This is a genomic window from Halomonas mongoliensis (assembly GCF_052496345.1).
This window is the reverse complement of sequence record NZ_CP199288.1, coordinates 2,408,146-2,423,325: the sequence shown is the minus strand read 5'-3', so window position 1 is coordinate 2,423,325 and position 15,180 is coordinate 2,408,146. Positions and strand designations below refer to the sequence as shown.

The 15,180-nt window shown below is 69.5% G+C and carries 11 protein-coding genes; 5 read left to right on the top strand and 6 right to left on the bottom strand.

Going from position 1 to position 15,180, the window contains the following annotated elements; all coding sequences use genetic code 11:
* The first annotated feature begins 159 nt into the window (after nt 1–159).
* Nucleotides 160–2,247, top strand: coding sequence for a TonB-dependent receptor (locus tag ACRYRV_RS11410; RefSeq protein WP_444985083.1), 2,088 nt, complete (start codon nt 160–162; stop codon nt 2,245–2,247).
* Nucleotides 2,248–2,281: 34 nt separating this feature from the next.
* Here ACRYRV_RS11410 and lhgO read toward each other — a convergent pair whose 3' ends face one another.
* Entirely contained in the window at nt 2,282–3,478 is a 1,197-nt protein-coding gene (gene lhgO / locus ACRYRV_RS11405) for an L-2-hydroxyglutarate oxidase (RefSeq protein ID WP_444985084.1), read from the bottom strand.
* Between lhgO and ACRYRV_RS11400 the strand changes: the two genes are divergently transcribed.
* The 4 genes from ACRYRV_RS11400 (at nt 3,426) to ACRYRV_RS11385 (ending at nt 9,223) form a co-directional block, all read left to right on the top strand.
* Nucleotides 3,426–3,896 (top strand): XRE family transcriptional regulator, encoded by a 471-nt coding sequence (locus ACRYRV_RS11400; RefSeq protein ID WP_309635309.1) that lies wholly within the window; start codon nt 3,426–3,428, stop codon nt 3,894–3,896. The genes lhgO and ACRYRV_RS11400 overlap by 53 nt on opposite strands.
* A 270-nt stretch (nt 3,897–4,166) precedes the next feature.
* Nucleotides 4,167–4,946 (top strand): sulfate reduction electron transfer complex DsrMKJOP subunit DsrO, encoded by a 780-nt coding sequence (gene dsrO / locus ACRYRV_RS11395; protein WP_309635305.1) that lies wholly within the window; start codon nt 4,167–4,169, stop codon nt 4,944–4,946.
* Nucleotides 4,927–6,135 carry an NrfD/PsrC family molybdoenzyme membrane anchor subunit gene (gene nrfD / locus ACRYRV_RS11390; RefSeq protein ID WP_444985085.1) on the top strand — a complete coding sequence of 403 codons (1,209 nt, stop codon included), beginning with the start codon at nt 4,927–4,929 and terminating at the stop codon, nt 6,133–6,135. Before dsrO ends, nrfD begins: the two co-directional genes overlap by 20 nt.
* Entirely contained in the window at nt 6,128–9,223 is a 3,096-nt protein-coding gene (locus ACRYRV_RS11385; RefSeq protein ID WP_444985086.1) for a molybdopterin dinucleotide binding domain-containing protein, read from the top strand. Before nrfD ends, ACRYRV_RS11385 begins: the two co-directional genes overlap by 8 nt.
* Before the next feature lie 111 nt (nt 9,224–9,334).
* On the opposite strand, the gene ilvD is transcribed toward ACRYRV_RS11385, so the two are convergent.
* The 5 genes from ilvD to ntrB all read right to left on the bottom strand — a co-directional run bounded on the left by ilvD (nt 9,335) and on the right by ntrB (nt 15,165).
* A complete protein-coding gene (gene ilvD / locus ACRYRV_RS11380; RefSeq protein WP_444985087.1) occupies nt 9,335–11,023 on the bottom strand; it encodes a dihydroxy-acid dehydratase in 1,689 nt (562 codons plus the stop codon).
* Between the two features lie 79 nt (nt 11,024–11,102).
* On the bottom strand, nt 11,103–12,782 hold the full coding sequence (locus tag ACRYRV_RS11375; protein WP_444985088.1) for a sigma-54 interaction domain-containing protein: 1,680 nt from the start codon (nt 12,780–12,782) through the stop codon (nt 11,103–11,105).
* Nucleotides 12,783–12,870: 88 nt separating this feature from the next.
* Nucleotides 12,871–13,320: a cyanase gene (cynS, locus tag ACRYRV_RS11370; protein ID WP_062375986.1), complete on the bottom strand. Its 450-nt coding sequence runs from the start codon at nt 13,318–13,320 to the stop codon at nt 12,871–12,873.
* Nucleotides 13,321–13,388: 68 nt separating this feature from the next.
* Entirely contained in the window at nt 13,389–14,327 is a 939-nt protein-coding gene (locus ACRYRV_RS11365; RefSeq protein WP_305499667.1) for an ABC transporter ATP-binding protein, read from the bottom strand.
* A complete protein-coding gene (ntrB, locus tag ACRYRV_RS11360) occupies nt 14,317–15,165 on the bottom strand; it encodes a nitrate ABC transporter permease (RefSeq protein ID WP_062375988.1) in 849 nt (282 codons plus the stop codon). The genes ACRYRV_RS11365 and ntrB overlap by 11 nt, the downstream gene beginning before the upstream one ends.
* Nucleotides 15,166–15,180 lie beyond the last annotated feature (15 nt).

Genomic DNA, 15,180 nt, shown 5'->3' with positions numbered 1-15,180 from the left:
TTGCTTTATCCGGCCATATCGGACGTTGACGCCCGTCAACCGAATCGCCGATGGCGACCCTGGCCGCGCTCGCCTAGTCGGTCGCGACCCGTGACCTGAGTCAAAACACGAATCTAAATAAGATGCATTATATTCTCATCTTTATCGAGGAGGCTCCAGATGTCACTGCACCCCCGCTTTCACCGACTCACTCCCCTTGCGCTGGCCGTGGCCACTGCTGCCGGCTTCAGCCTGACCGCCTCGGCCCAGGAAGGCCCCGCCACCCTCTCCACCCTGACCGTGACCGCCAAGGGGTATGAGGCCGATACCCTGGACACCCCCAGCGCCACCCTCACCCTGGACGCCAGCGAGGCCTCCGCCACCGCAGGCGTCGGCAGCCTCTTCCGCGGCCAGCCGGGCACGGCGGTGCAGAGCGACGGCGCCTGGGGGCAGAACCCGGTGCTGCGAGGGCTCCAGAAGGAGAGCATCGTGCTGCAGGTGGACGGCGTGCGTCTCAACTCGGCCCAGCCCCAGGGCGCTCTGGCCTCCTTCGCCAGCCTGGGACTGCTGGAGAGCATCGAGGTGGTCAAGGGGCCCGGCTCGGTGCTGCACGGCTCAGGGGCCCTGGGGGGAGCGGTCAACCTGCGTACCCCTGACGCCACCTTCACCGACACCGCCACCCTCCAGGGGCGGGTATCGGCCAGCGCCGGCAGCGTCGACAAGAGCCTGGGCGGCGGCGCCCTCCTGCAGGCCGCCAACCCCGACCATGCCCTGGTGCTGGGTGCCACCGGGCGCGACGTGGGGGACTACGACACTCCGGAGGGGCGGGTCGAGAACAGCGGCTTCGAGTCGCACGCCTTCCTCGCCAAGTACGCCTTCCGGCTGGCCGAGGGCCACCGCCTGCAGCTCAACCTCCAGTACCAAGAGGATCGCGATGTCTGGTATCCCGGCTCGGCCAAGCGGGCCCCGAGCCCGGCACTCGGCATCCTGACCATTCACTCCCCGCGCCAGGAGCGCGAGCTCTACGAGCTGAGCTACGAGGGCGAGGTGGGCCCCGGCACCCTGGAGACCAGCCTCTACCGCCAGGAGGTGTTCCGCCAGATTCGCGGCTACTCCAGCGGCCTGGACCGCAACCAGGTGCGCAACGACGTCACCTTCACCACCGACGGCGCCCGCGCCCAGTACCGCCTGCCCCTGGGCGAGCGCCACCTGCTGACCCTGGGAGCCGAGGCCTGGGAGATGAGCGGCGACCCCCAGCGCTTCCGCTTCCAGGGGGCGAGCAATGATGAGGTTGCCAGCTCACCCTTCCGCAACGGCGTGATCGAGAGCCGCGGTGTCTTCGTGCAGGACGAGGTGATGTTCGACGACTGGACCCTGATGCTGGGGGCGCGCTATGACAGCGTGACCGGCGACGCCGACGTCAAGGGCAGCGGGCCCGGCGCCACCACCGAGGGGCTCAGAAACACCAGCGACACCCTCTCCTGGTCCGTTGGCGCCATCTACAACGCCTCGCCGCTGCTCAACCCCTACGTGAGCCTCGGCTCCGCCTACCGCGCCCCGGACATGCGCGAGCGCTTCGAGGACGCCGAGCGCGGCGACGGCTTCTTCCACCTGGGCAACCCCCAGCTCGACCCCGAGCAGTCCACCAGTCTGGAGATCGGCCTGAAGGGGCGCAGCGAGCGCGGCGAGTACCAGCTGGCGGCCTTCCATACCCGCATCGACGACTATATCGCCGGGCGAGTCACCGGCCTGACCAGCCCGCAGGGCACCCCGATCAAGCGCACCGAGAACCTGGACCGGGTGGAGATCCAGGGGGTGGAGGCGGGCTTCGTCGTGCCGCTGGAGGGCGACCTGGGGGGAGGCGACTGGCGGCTGACCGGCAGCGCCACCTGGCTGCGTGGCACCAACAGGCAGGACGACGAGCCGCTCTTCCAGATGCCCGCCCCGGAGGCCACCCTGGGCATCGGCCAGCGCCCCGAACAGGGCTTCCACTGGCACGCCCAGGTGCGCGGCGTGGCCAGGCAGGATAGAACGGCGGACAGCTTCTCGAACGATACCGAACGGGCCACCCCGGGCTATGCCACCGCGGATCTCACCCTGGGCTGGAGCTTCGGCCCGGCGGGGGGCTTCAGCGACCTGGAGGCGGGGCTCGAGCTCACCAACCTCTTCGACCGCGGCTATCGCGAGCATCTCACCGACCAGCCTGAGGGGGGCGATCTGCTGGCGCCCGGCCGCGGCGCCCTGCTGAGCCTGCGCGGGCGCTTCTGACGGCTTGTCTCGGCGCCGGGTGCCCCTGCTGCCCTCAGCTCTCAGCCATCGCCTTCACCTGCTCGACGATATGGGCACCGATGGGGATGGCGGAGGTTGCCGCGGGCGACGGGGCATTGCCCACGTTGAGAGTGCGCCGGGTATTCACGAACAGGAAGTCGTCCACCAGCCTGCCGTCCCGGGAGACCGCCTGAGCGCGCACCCCGGCCGGCCAGGGCTCGAGGTCCTCGACGGTCAGGCTAGGGCAGTACTTGCGCACCAGCGCCAGGTACCCCCGCTTGTAGAGGGAGTTCTTCATTTCCGAAAGGCCCGGGCGCAGGTTCCTGCCCAGCACCTTGAGGATGCCGGGGTTGGTGAACATCCGCGCCATGTCGGTGAGCGAGACATCACTCTTGTGATAGCCCTCGCGCTTGAGCGCCAGCACCGCGTTGGGGCCCACGGTGACGCTGCCGTCGATCATCCGCGTCAGGTGCACGCCCAGGAAGGGCATGGAGGGGTCGGGAATCGGATAGATCAGGTGGTTGACGATGGCATTGTGCCTGACCGGCAGGCGGTAGTACTCGCCGCGGAAGGGGCAGATGGTGAAGCCCGGGTCCTGGCCCAGCAGGCGGATCACCCGATCGGCCATCAGCCCCGAGCAGGTCACCAGATAGTGCCCCGTGAACTCGCCGGCGCCGGTGGTGACCACCACTTCCTGGCGGCGCTCCTCCAGTCCCGTCACCTCGCAGCCGTAGCGGATCTCGCCGCCCATGCGCTCGAACTCGGCGGCCATGGCGCGGGTCACCGCGGCGTAGTCGACGATGCCGCTGGAGGGCACGAAGATGCCGCCGACCCCGGTGATATTGGGCTCGCGCTCGGCGAGTTCGCCAGCCGATAGCCACTCGCGCTCCAGGCCATTGGCCGCGGTGCGCTCCCAGAGCGCCTGCATGCGCTCCATCTCGAGCTCGCTGGTGGCCACCAGCAGCTTGCCGCAGGTGTCATAGGGGATGTCGTGGGCCTGGCAGAACTCGACGGTGGCGCGATTGCCGGCCAGGCAGAAGCGCGCCTTGAGGCTGCCCGGCGTGTAGTAGACGCCGGCGTGGATCACGCCGCTGTTGTGGCCGGTCTGGTGCATGGCCGGCCCCGCCTCCTTCTCCAGCAGCAGCATGCGCCGCTCCGGGTAGGCCTGCTTGAGCTGCATGGCGGTGGACATCCCCAGGATGCCGCCGCCGATAATGATGAAATCGTGCATCTCGTCTCGCTCGCCGCGTGGGTCACCGGACCTTCCCGGCCCTGTCGAACCATGCCACGAAAGCATCATGGAATCGACACTGGCAAAATCACCGAAGAGCCCCCATAGTGTGGCTATCGCAACCGCCCACTGGAGCACCATGAGTACTGCACGTCACCCCCAAGCCGCGGATCAGCTGGACCCCCCGCGAAGTAGCCCTGACCTCGACGTCAGGGACCTGGAAAAACGTACACGCCTCATGCGCATCGTGACTCGGCTGATTGCCGTCTCCGACCTCGGCTGCCGAGAGATCGCCCGACGCGCCGGCCTGCCGGCACAGAAGGTCAGCGACCTGCTCTCCGGCCGCCTGGAGCACCTCTCCGTCGAGGAGCTGCAGCTGCTCTACCGCACCATCGACCCCCAGCCGACGGCCCACTGACGCCGCCGCACCCCATCCGATATCACGCCCTGCCGGGCCACCGGCGGGGCGTGATGCTTTCCGCCTCTCATTTTTTCCCTGCTCCCCTTCCCTGCTTTCCCTTTGCTGTCAGCCACTTGCACCAATATTAAGGCAGGATTAAGGACTTGCTAATAATCTCTTGATGCATATCAAGCCCCTCGACCTTGGTCGCAGGTAGGCTTTCCGGTGTCACCCCTTTCTTCCTGTCGCGGGGCGATCCCCCGCGACACCCAGGCCACCGGAGGCGCCATGGACCACCTTCGCCGCTCCCTTCTCGGCCAGCTGGCCCGCCTCAGCGCGGGTGCCGCCCTGATACCGCTCTCGAGCGTTGCCAGCGCCGGCATCAACAGCCAGCCGCCCCGCCGAGAAGGCGACCCCACCAAGCGCTACGGCATGCTCATCGACCTGCGCCAGTGCATCGGCTGCCAGGCCTGCACCGTGTCGTGCCATATCGAGAACGACGCCCCCCTGGGCAAGTTCCGCACCACCGTCTCCCAGTACGAGGTGGAGCATCAGGAGAGCGGCGAGCTTGCCACCTTCATGCTGCCGCGCCTGTGCAACCACTGCGAGAACCCGCCCTGCGTGCCGGTCTGCCCGGTAGAGGCGACCTACCAGCAGCAGGACGGCATCGTGGTGGTGGACAGCGACCGCTGCGTGGGCTGCGCCTACTGCGTCAACGCCTGCCCCTACGACGCCCGCTTCATCAACGACAGGACCCAGACCGCCGACAAGTGCACCTTCTGCGCCCACCGCCTGGAAGCCGGCCTGCTGCCGGCCTGCGTGGAGAGCTGCGTGGGCGGCGCGCGGATCATCGGCGACATGCGCGATCCCGAGAGCCAGATCAGCCGCCTGATCGCGGAGCACCGGGACGAGCTCATGGTGCTGCAGCCCGAAAAGAACACCCTGCCCCAGGTCTTCTACCTCGGCATGGACGAGCGCTTCATCACGCGCCCGCTCGCCGAGCCGGTGGCCCTGGAAGTCCTCGACCCCCACGGCAAGGAGATGGGTTATGAATTCCATGGCCATTGAGCTGCTCGCGCCCCGCTACGCCATCGCCTGGTACCCCTGGGCGGTGCAGTACTTCTTCCTGATCGCCATCTCCTACGCCACCCTCTGGCTGGCGGCCCCGGCGCTGGTGTTCGGCAGGCAGCGCTGGCTGCCCACCGCACGCCTGGCCATGCTGGCCTGCCTGACCACCACCCTGGTGGCCCCGGTGGCGCTGCTCGCCGACCTGCACCAGCCGCTGCGCTTCTGGCACTTCTACGCCTACGCCACCTCGAGCTCCTGGATGTCCATCGGCAGCCTGCTGCTGCCGCTCTACGTGGTGGGCGTGCTGCTGCTCGCCTGGCTGGCCTGGCGCCCGGCGCTGCAGGCCAACCGCCAGGCGCCCGGCCTGCCGGGCCTCGCCGCCCGCCTGCTGTCGTTCGGTGCCGCCCCCACCCCGCGCGCGGCGCTGGTGCTGGTGGGCCTGGGCACCCTGGCCCTCTCCACCGGCATCATGCTCTACACCGGCGCCGAGCTCGCCGTGGTCAAGGCGCGTCCGCTGTGGAACACCGTCTGGCTGCCGCCGATGCTGGTCGCCACCGGCTTTATCGCCGCGGCGGGTCTCGTGCTGGTCTTGAACCGGGTCAGCGGCCTGCGTGATCAGGCCAGCAGCGGCCAGATGCTCAGGGTGCTGCTGGGCGCCTGTCTGGTGGCGGGCCTGGTCGCCGGCAGCTGGTTCCTGGACGGCATCAACGCCAACGTCGGCTCGGTGGCCGCGGCGCTGGACTCGGTGCGCGCAAGCCCCTCCTGGCGCAGCACCGCCCTCTGGGGCGGCCTGACCGGGGTGGCCCTGTTCGGCGCCGTGCTCTACCTGCTCACCCGCCCCGCCGCCCGCCGCCCGGCCCTCTTCGCCTGGGCCTGGGTGCTGGGCCTGGTGGCCATCCACATGGGCTGGATGTTCCGCTGGGTGGTGCTGATGGACGTGCAGCACGTGGCCCGCAACAGCGCCGGCTTCCACCACTACGGCATCCCCGCCGGCTCCTCCGGCATCCTCGGCATCGTCGGCACCTTCGGCCTGTGGCTCGCCGCGGTCCTGGTGATCGACCTGCTGATCCCCTGGCGCCAGGCGCGCCAGGGCGGCAGCGCCGCCGACGTCTCTCCCTCCGAAAGCACCGCACACCCCGACGCCAAGCGCGCCGCACACAACATGGAAGGAGCGCCCCGCCATGGCTAAGTCCCCCGTCGATACCTCACGCCGCCGCTTCATGAAGGGTGCCGTCGCCGCCGGCGGTGCCGCCACCTTCGTCGCCGGCTACTCCGACCCCCTGGCCAAGATGGCCAAGGGCGTCACCGGCAGCGCCGGCGAGACGCCGAAGCACCCGATCCACGGCAACTCCCTGGCGCCGGAGTATCGGGTCGACCTCGACAGCGGCGAGCTCACCCTCAACCCGGACCAGCGCACCGCCTTCACCATCTGCTACGGCTGCACCACCCAGTGCGGCGTGCGGGTCCGCGTCGACAACGAGAGCGACCGGGTGCTGCGCGTCTCCGGCAACCCCTACCACCCGCTCTCCGCCGACGACCACCTGCCCATGCGCACCCCGGTGGCCGAGGCGCTGCGCCACGTCAGCGCCTACGGCGGCCAGGGCCAGGTCAACCGCTCCACCGCCTGCGCCCGCGGCAACGCCATGATGAGCCAGCTGGAAAGCCCCTTCCGCATCGACCACTGCCTCAAGCGGGTGGGCGAGCGGGGCGCTCGCCAGTGGCAGAAGATCTCCTTCGAGCAGCTGATCGAGGAGGTCTGCGAGGGCGGCGACCTGTTCGGCGAAGGCCACGTGGACGGCCTGCGCGCCATCCATGACCACGACACCCTCATCGACCCGGAGAACCCGGAATTCGGCCCGACGGCCAACCAGCTGATGGTGATGGAGGCCACCGACTACGGCCGCTCCGAGCTGCTCAAGCGCTTCACCCTCAACGCCTTCGCCACCCGCAACTACGGCCACCACGGCTCCTACTGCGGCCTGGCCTTCCGCATGGGCTCGGGGGCGGTGATGAACGACCTGGGCGCCAACGCCCACGTCAAGCCGGACATCCAGAACGCCCGCTTCATCATGTATATCGGCACCGCGCCGAGCCAGGCGGGCAACCCCTTCAAGCGCCAGGGCCGGCTGATCGCCAAGGCTCGCGCCGAGGGCACCCTGGAGTACGTGGTAGTCGACCCGGCACTCAACGCCGCCGCCTCCCACGCCGCCGACCACAACCGCTGGGTGCCGATCCGCCCCGGCACCGACAGCGCCTTCGCCATGGCCATCATCCAGTGGCTGCTGGACAACGAGGGCTACGCCAGGGAGTTCCTTGAGCTGCCCGGCCAGGCCGCCGCGGACGCCGCCGGCGAGGCCACCCACTCCAACGCCACCCACCTGGTGATCGACACCCGGGACCACCCGCGCCGCGGCCACTTCCTGCGCGCCAGCGACCTGGGCCTGGCCGAGGCCGGAAGCGACGCCGATGCCCCCCTGGTGGTGGTCGACGGCGAGCTCGTTCACGGCGAGGAGGCGATGGCCGCCGAGCTCTTCGTGGACCGCGAGGTGGAACTTGCCGATGGCGCCACCGTGCGGGTGAAGAGCAGCATGACCCTGCTGCGGGAGTCGGCCAACGAGTACGACCTGGCCACCTACGCCGAGCACTGCGGCATCCCCGAGGCCACCATCGTCGAGCTGGCCGAACGCTACGCCAGCCACGGCCGCCGCGCCGTGGTCAACTGCCACGGCGGCATGATGTCCGGCAACGGCTTCTACGCCGCCTTCGCGGTGCAGATGCTCAACCTGCTGGCCGGCAACTACAACATGAAGGGCGGCAGCGCCGTGGGCGGGGGCCAGTTCAACGGCTTCAGCAAGGGCCCCCGCTACGATCTCGTGGACTTCCCCGGCAAGCGCGGCCCCCAGGGGGTCTTCCTCTCCCGTTCGCGCTTCCCCTACGAGCGCTCCTCGGAGTACCGCCGCCGCGTGGAGGCCGGCGAGAACCCCTACCCGGCCAAGGCGCCGTGGCGCTCCTTCGCCCCGCCCACCCTCACCGAGCACCTGCCCTCGGCGCTGGACGGCTACCCCTACCCGATCAAGGCGGTGATCGGCTGCATGGCCAACCCCATCTACGGCCAGGCCGGGCTCGAGGCGATGATCGCCGACAAGCTCAAGGACCCGAAGCGCCTGGGGCTCTTCGTGGCGGTGGACGGCTTCATCAACGAGACCAACCGCTACGCCGACTACATCGTGCCCGACTCGGTGATGTACGAGGTGTGGGGCTTCACCGGCGCCTGGAAGGGGGCGCTGGGCCGCATGACCACCGCCTGCTGGCCGGTGGTGGAGCCGCGCCAGCAGAAGACCGCCGAGGGCGAGCCGGTCTCCATGGACAGCTTCTTCATCGCCGTGGCCCGGCGCCTGGGCCTTTCCGGCTTCGGCGACGAGGCGATCCCGGATGCCGAGGGCAACCTGCACCCGCTCAACCGCGCCGAGGACTACTACCTGCGCGCCGCGGCCAACATCGCCTACATGGACGAGCCGCTGCCCGAGGCCGACGAGAGCGACGTCGCCCACGGCGGCATCGCCCCGCTGCTGCCGCGCCTCGAGCGCACCCTCAAGGCGGAGGAGCGCGGCCGGGTGGCCTATCTCTATGCCCGGGGCGGGCGCTTCCAGGACGCCAGCGACCACTTCAGGGGGGAGCGGCTGACCAACGCCTGGCGCCGCACCCTGTGCGTCTACAACGAGGTGGTGGGCACCAGCATCGACACCATGACCGGCAACCCCAACCGCGGCGTACCCAACCACAAGCTGCCGCTGCTGGCCAACAAGCAGACCATGCGCGAGGTGTTCCTCGAGGAGGAGTGGCCGCTGCTCGCCTTCTCGTTCAAGTCGAACCTGATGAACTCCTACGCCATCGGCAACGAGCGGCTGCGCATGATCAAGCCCTACAACCCGGTGCAGATGCACCGCGAGGACGCCGAGCGCTACGGCATCAGCCACGGCGATACCATCCGCATCGAGAGCCCCGGCGGCAGCGTGGTGGGCCTGGCGCTGGTCAGCGAGAGCGTGATGCCGGGGTCGCTCGGCATCGAGCACGGCTACGGCCACCGGGATCTCGGTGCCACGCCGCATGTGATCGACGGCGAGTCCCAGCCCGACATGCCCTGGCTGCGGGCCGGCATCAACATCAACGACCTGGGCTTCCGGGATCCGACCCGCAACGTGGACGGCACCTGGCTGGAGCCCATCAGCGGCGCCAGCGTGCGCCAGGGCCTGCCGGTAAGGGTCCGCAAGGCCTGAACCCGCCGCGCCTGAGCCAGCCGCGCCTGTACCCACCACTGAAAGGCAGAGCGCCCCCGCCGGGAAACCGGCGGGGGCGCTGTCGTTGGCGACCCAGTCAGCCGCGGGGGCTCAGTCGAAGGCGTCGGTGACCGCCCCGGTGCTGGCGGAGCTGACGGTCCTCGCGTACTTGGCCAGCACCCCGCGGGTGTAGCGCGGCGCCGGCTGCTGCCAGGCGGCGCGGCGGCGCATCAGCTCCTCGTCGGAGAGGTCGACGTCGATGGTGTCGGCCTCGGCGTCGATGGTGATCGTGTCGCCATCCTCCACCAGCGCCAGGGGGCCGCCGTCGAAGGCCTCCGGCGTCACGTGGCCCACCACGAAGCCGTGGCTGCCACCGGAGAAGCGCCCGTCGGTGATCAGCGCCACCGAGTCCCCCAGCCCCCGGCCCATGATCGCCGAGGTGGGGGTGAGCATCTCGCGCATGCCGGGCCCGCCCCTTGGCCCCTCGTAGCGGATCACCACCACGTCGCCGGCCACCACGGTGCCGTCGTTGATGCGCGCCTGGGCCTCCTCCTCGGAGCCGAACACCCGGGCGGTGCCGGAGAAGCGGGTGCCCTCCTTGCCGGTGATCTTGGCTACCGCCCCCTCCGGCGCCAGGTTGCCGAAGAGGATGCGCAGGTGGCTCTCCGCCTTGAGGGGCGCATCCAGCGCCGCGATGATCTTCTGATCGTCGGGATAGGGGGCGACACTGGCCAGGTTCTCGGCGAGTGTGCTGCCGGTCACCGTCAGGCAGTCGCCGTGGAGCAGGCCGGCATCGAGCAGGGTCTTCATCAGCGGCTGGATGCCGCCGATGGCGACCAGCTCGCTCATCATGTAGTGGCCGCTGGGGCGCAGGTCGGCCACCACCGGCACGCGCCGCCCGATGCGGGTGAAGTCCTCGAGGGCGAGGTCCACCCCGACGGTGCGCGCCATGCCGATCAGGTGCAGCACCGCATTGGTGGAGCCGCCCAGCGCGATCACCACGGTGATGGCGTTCTCGAAGGCCTCCCGGGTCATGATGTCCGAGGGCTTGATGTCACGTTCGAGCAGCGCGAGCACTGCGGCACCGGCCGCCTCGCAGTCCTCGCGCTTGTCGTTGGAGACGGCGTTCTGCGCCGAGCTGCCCGGCAGGCTCATGCCCAGCGCCTCGATGGCCGAGGCCATGGTGTTGGCGGTGTACATGCCGCCGCAGGAGCCGGGGCCGGGGATCGCCGTCTCCTCGATCTGCTTGAGCTCGATCAGGTCGATGTCGCCACGGCTGTGGGCGCCCATGGCCTCGAACACCGAGACGATATCGGTGTGGCCCTTGCCGGGCAGGATCGTGCCGCCGTAGACGAAGACGCTCGGCCGATTCAGACGCGCCAGGCCCATCAGGCAGCCCGGCATGTTCTTGTCGCAACCGCCGATGGCCACCAGGCCGTCGAAGCCCTCGCAGCCGGCCACCGTCTCGATGGAGTCGGCGATCACCTCCCGGGAGACCAGGGAGTACTTCATGCCCTCGGTGCCGTTGGCGATGCCGTCGGAGATGGTGATGGTGTTGAAGATCACCCCCTTGCCGCCGGCGGCGTCGGCGCCGTCCCGGGCATGCTCGGCCAGCTCGCCGATATGGCTGTTGCAGGGCGTGACCATGCTCCAGGTGGAGGCGATGCCCACCTGGGGCTTGGCGAAGTCCTCATCACGAAAGCCCACCGCGCGCAGCATGGCGCGGCTGGCCGCCTTCCCGGGGCCGTCCACCACCTTGGCGGAGTGGCGGCGGCGGGGGTCCTTGGGGGTGTCGCTCATGGCGGGGCTCCTTGTGAAGATGGGGTAACCCTCAGAGGGTGGACCTCGAGCCCCGGGCTGTCCATAGCCACCGGCCTGGCTAGTCGGCGAGCCCCAGCTTGTTCCAGCGGTAGCTGAACTGGCGAGGCGTCAGCCCCAGCAGCTGGGCGGCACGGGTCTTGTTGCCCCCGCTGCGCCGCAGGGCGTGGCAGAGCGCCTCGGGGCTGTGGGAGGTGGCCGGCACATAGGGGCGTACGTCGGCGACCGTCGCGGTGGCGCCCGGAAAGGGGCCCCCGCCCTCCCCCGGCAGCGGCCCGCCCGCGGCACCTCCCCCCGGCGCCCCGGCCGCCATCTCCTGCTCCCCGGGGAGGAAGCGCTCCACGTCCACGGCCTCCAGGGCCGCCCGGTCGGTGAGCAGCACCATGCGCTCGATCACGTTGCCCAGCTCGCGGATATTGCCCGGCCAGGGGTAGGCCTGCAGGCGCTCCAGCGCCCCGCCGGTGAGGTGGACGTTGCGCTGGTTGGCCTGGTTGATCCGGTTGAGGTGGTGCAGCGCCAGGGCCGGGATATCGCCGCTGCGCTCGGCCAGGGAGGGAAGCCGGATCGGGATGACGTTGAGCCGGTAGTAGAGGTCCTGGCGGAAGGCGCCCCGGGCCACCTCCTCCTCGAGGTGGCGGTTGGTGGCCGCCACCAGACGCACGTCGATGGCGAGTTCACTCTTGCCGCCCAGCCGGGTGATCGACCCCTCCTGCAGGGTGCGCAACAGCTTGGTCTGCATGGCCAGGGGCAGTTCGCCGATCTCGTCGAGAAAGAGGGTGCCGCCGTCGGCCTGCTCGAAGGAGCCCTGGCGCAGCGACTGGGCGCCGGTGAAGGCGCCCTTCTCGTAGCCGAAGAGCTCGGACTCGAACAGGGTCTCCGGAATCGCCGCGCAGTTGACCTTGATGAAGGGCGCCTCCCGCCGCGGGCTGGCCAGGTGCAGGGCCCGGGCGAAGAGCTCCTTGCCGGTGCCCGACTCCCCCAGCAGCAGCACGCTGGCGGTGGAGTCGGAGACCTGCTCGAGCTCCGTCACCGCCTGGAGCAGCCGCGGGGAGCTGCCGACGATGCCGTAGCGGCTGGCGCTGGAAGCCAGCGCCCGGGAGAGCAGCCGGTTCTGCTGCCGGAGGGATTCGGTGCGCGCCTGCATCTGGGCGTGCAGCTGCAGCAGCTGGCCGGCATAGGCCGCCAGCAGCTTGAGCATCTGCAGGTCATCCGCCAGGGGGCGCGGGCGGCGCCGTATCCGATGGCAGGCCAGCACCCCCAGGGTGCGCTCGGCCACCCGGATCGGCTGGGCGATGAAGGAGACCGGGCCCTCCGGCAGCCGGCTGCGCGCCACCATCCGCCCCAGAAAGAGCGGGTCGCGGTCGATGTTCTGGCAGACCATCAGCTGGCCGGTGGCCAGCACCCGACCGGTGATCCCCTCGTGGAGCCCGTAGCGGCCCCGGGAGACCTCCTCCCGGGTCAGCCCGTAGGCGTAGCGGATCTCGCCGTGGCGGCCCGCCGCGTCCAGCAGCACGATCCGCCCCCGGTTGAGTCCCAGCAGCTCCGACAGCAGGTGCAGCATCTCCTGCAGCGCCGGCCCCGGGTCCGTCTTGCGCCCCGCCAGCGCCATCACCTGCTGCAGCAGCAGCATCTCCTGGGCCCGCCAGAAGGCGGGAGAGCGCTCGCTGTCGGGCTCCTCGGCCCGGCGTCCGCTCCGCTGCCGCGAAACCCGGCCTGTCTCCGTCTCGCACTCCCTCTCCATGTCGCTCCTCCCGCAACGCAGGTGCCCCCGGCCGGGCCGGGGGCAAGGCATCGCGCCTCACGGCGCCCGTTCTCTGGTCGACGCCGGCTCAGTAGCTCTTGTAGGGCAGGAACTTGCCCGACAGCACCACCTTGACCCGGTCGCCGTTGGGGTTCTCCTCGCGCTGGATATCCATGGAGAAGTCGATGGCGCTCATGATGCCGTCGCCGAACTCCTCGTGGATCAGCTCCTTGATGGTGGTGCCGTAGACGCTGACCACCTCGTACCAGCGGTAGATCAGCGGGTCGCTGGGCACCTCGGTGGGCAGCGACCCCTTGTAGGGCACCACCTGCAGCCAGGCCACCGCCTCGTCGGGCAGGTCGAAGATCTCGCCCAGCACCTCGGCCTGCTGCTTGTTGAAGGTCATCTGGCCGAGGCAGCCGGCGGTGGTCCACTCCTTGCTCAGGCCCACGGCCTGGGCCACGTCGCTCCACTTCACGCCCTTGCTCACCTTGGCGGAGAGGATCATCTCGGTCACTTGCTTGCGGTCGGTAATCATCGTGGTTTCTCCTGGTCACTCATCGAGGGGTACTGCGTAAAAGAGGCCGAGCGGGAAGCATCCCCGCCTCAGGCCGGGCCTGCCGCGGCGCGGCGGGGCGTATTCGTCGGCGGCTCATCATCCCGGGAGGCGACGACCTTCAGGGAGTCGAGCCCCGGCCGCACCACCCTGGGCTCGCCGTAGGCGGCCTTGAGGTCGCGCGTCTCCTGGAGCTTCTTCGAGCGGTGCACCAGGAAGTCCACCAGATGGTTGCGCAGCCGGTAGAACTGGGGGTCGTGGTGCATCGTCTCCCGCTGCCGCTCCCGGGGCAGCGTATTGATGACGATCTCGGCGATATGGGCCCGGGGGCCGTTGCTCATCAGCAGGATCTTGTCGGCCAGCAGGATCGCCTCGTCCACGTCGTGGGTGATCATGAAGACGGTCTGACGGGTATCGGCGCAGATCCTGAGCAGCTCGTCCTGGATCACGCCCCGGGTCAGGGCGTCCAGGGCGCCGAAGGGCTCGTCCATCAGCAGCATCTTGGGCTCCACCGCGAAGGCCCGGGCGATGCCGACCCGCTGCTTCATGCCGCCGGAGAGCTCCGCGGGCTTCTTCTTCTCCGCCCCCGCCAGGCCCACCATCTTCAGGAAGCGGGCGCCGTGCTCGGCCACCTGGTTGCGCGACCACCCCGGATGGCGGGAGCGCACCGCAAAGGCGATGTTCTCCTCCACGCTCAGCCAGGGCAGCAGCGCATGGCCCTGGAACACCACGCCGCGATCGAGGCTCGGGCCGTCCACCTCCTTGCCGTCCATCACGATGCCCCCGCGGCTGGCCTGCTCCAGGCCGGCCAGGGCGTTGAGGATGGTGCTCTTGCCGCACCCCGAGTGGCCGATGATGCAGATGAACTCGCCCTTGTGGATGGAGAAGCTCACGTTCTCGAACACCGGCGGCAGATCGCTGCGATACTGCTTGGCCAGGCCCTCCACCTTGACGAAGGGCACTTCGCTGTCTTTCACATCATTCGACATAGGTCACCTTCCTCTGCAGTTGGGCAAACATCAGGTCCAGCAGCATGCCGATCAGGCCGATCATCAGGACCGCGAAGATCACGTTGTTCAGCGACAGGTTGTTCCACTCGTTCCAGACGAAGTAGCCGATCCCGGTCCCGCCCACGAGCATCTCGGCGGCGACGATGACCAGCCAGGCGATACCCATGGAGATCCGCATGCCGGTGATGATGGTGGGCGCCGCGGCGGGCAGGATCACCCGGAAGGCCTTGCGCAGGGGGTTCACCTCCAGGGTTCGCGCCACGTCCAGCCAGTCCTTGCGCACCCCCGCCACGCCGAAGGCGGTATTGACCAGCATCGGCCAGATGGAGCAGATGAAGATCACGAAGATGGCCGAGATGGTGGAGTCCTTGATGGTGTAGAGGGCGATGGGCATCCAGGCCAGCGGCGAGATGGGCTTGAGCACCTGGATGAAGGGGTTGAGGGTCTGGTAGAGCAGCGGCGACATGCCGATCACGAACCCCAGGGGGATGGCCACCGCCATGGCCAGCAGGAAGCCCGCCGCCACCCGCCACAGGGAGTGGGCGAGCTGGATGCCGATGCCCTTGTCGTTGGGGCCGTTGTCGTAGAAGGGGCTGGCCAGGTGGCCCAGGGCGCTGGAGGCGAACTCGCCCGGGGTGGGAAAGCCGGAGCTGCGTTCGCTCTCCGCGGAGAGCCCCATCAGCATGGCGTACTCCGGGTCCAGCGCCTCGCCGCCACCGCTGGCGGTGACCTGGGTCGCCGCATGCCAGATGCCGACCAGCACCAGCAGCAGCAGGCAGGAGAGCAGCCCGGCGCGCAGTTTCAGTGTCTTGTCCATGGTGTCATCCTCGAT

Coding starts and splice junctions, on each gene's coding strand:
- ACRYRV_RS11375 (WP_444985088.1), bottom strand. CDS start 12,782: ATGGAGAGGGAGTGCGAGACGGAGACAGGCCGGGTTTCGCGGCAGCGG.
- ACRYRV_RS11365 (WP_305499667.1), bottom strand. CDS start 14,327: ATGTCGAATGATGTGAAAGACAGCGAAGTGCCCTTCGTCAAGGTGGAG.
- nrfD (WP_444985085.1), top strand. CDS start 4,927: ATGAATTCCATGGCCATTGAGCTGCTCGCGCCCCGCTACGCCATCGCC.
- ACRYRV_RS11410 (WP_444985083.1), top strand. CDS start 160: ATGTCACTGCACCCCCGCTTTCACCGACTCACTCCCCTTGCGCTGGCC.
- ACRYRV_RS11400 (WP_309635309.1), top strand. CDS start 3,426: ATGGCGGTGGACATCCCCAGGATGCCGCCGCCGATAATGATGAAATCG.
- ilvD (WP_444985087.1), bottom strand. CDS start 11,023: ATGAGCGACACCCCCAAGGACCCCCGCCGCCGCCACTCCGCCAAGGTG.
- cynS (WP_062375986.1), bottom strand. CDS start 13,320: ATGATTACCGACCGCAAGCAAGTGACCGAGATGATCCTCTCCGCCAAG.
- lhgO (WP_444985084.1), bottom strand. CDS start 3,478: ATGCACGATTTCATCATTATCGGCGGCGGCATCCTGGGGATGTCCACC.
- dsrO (WP_309635305.1), top strand. CDS start 4,167: ATGGACCACCTTCGCCGCTCCCTTCTCGGCCAGCTGGCCCGCCTCAGC.
- ntrB (WP_062375988.1), bottom strand. CDS start 15,165: ATGGACAAGACACTGAAACTGCGCGCCGGGCTGCTCTCCTGCCTGCTG.
- ACRYRV_RS11385 (WP_444985086.1), top strand. CDS start 6,128: ATGGCTAAGTCCCCCGTCGATACCTCACGCCGCCGCTTCATGAAGGGT.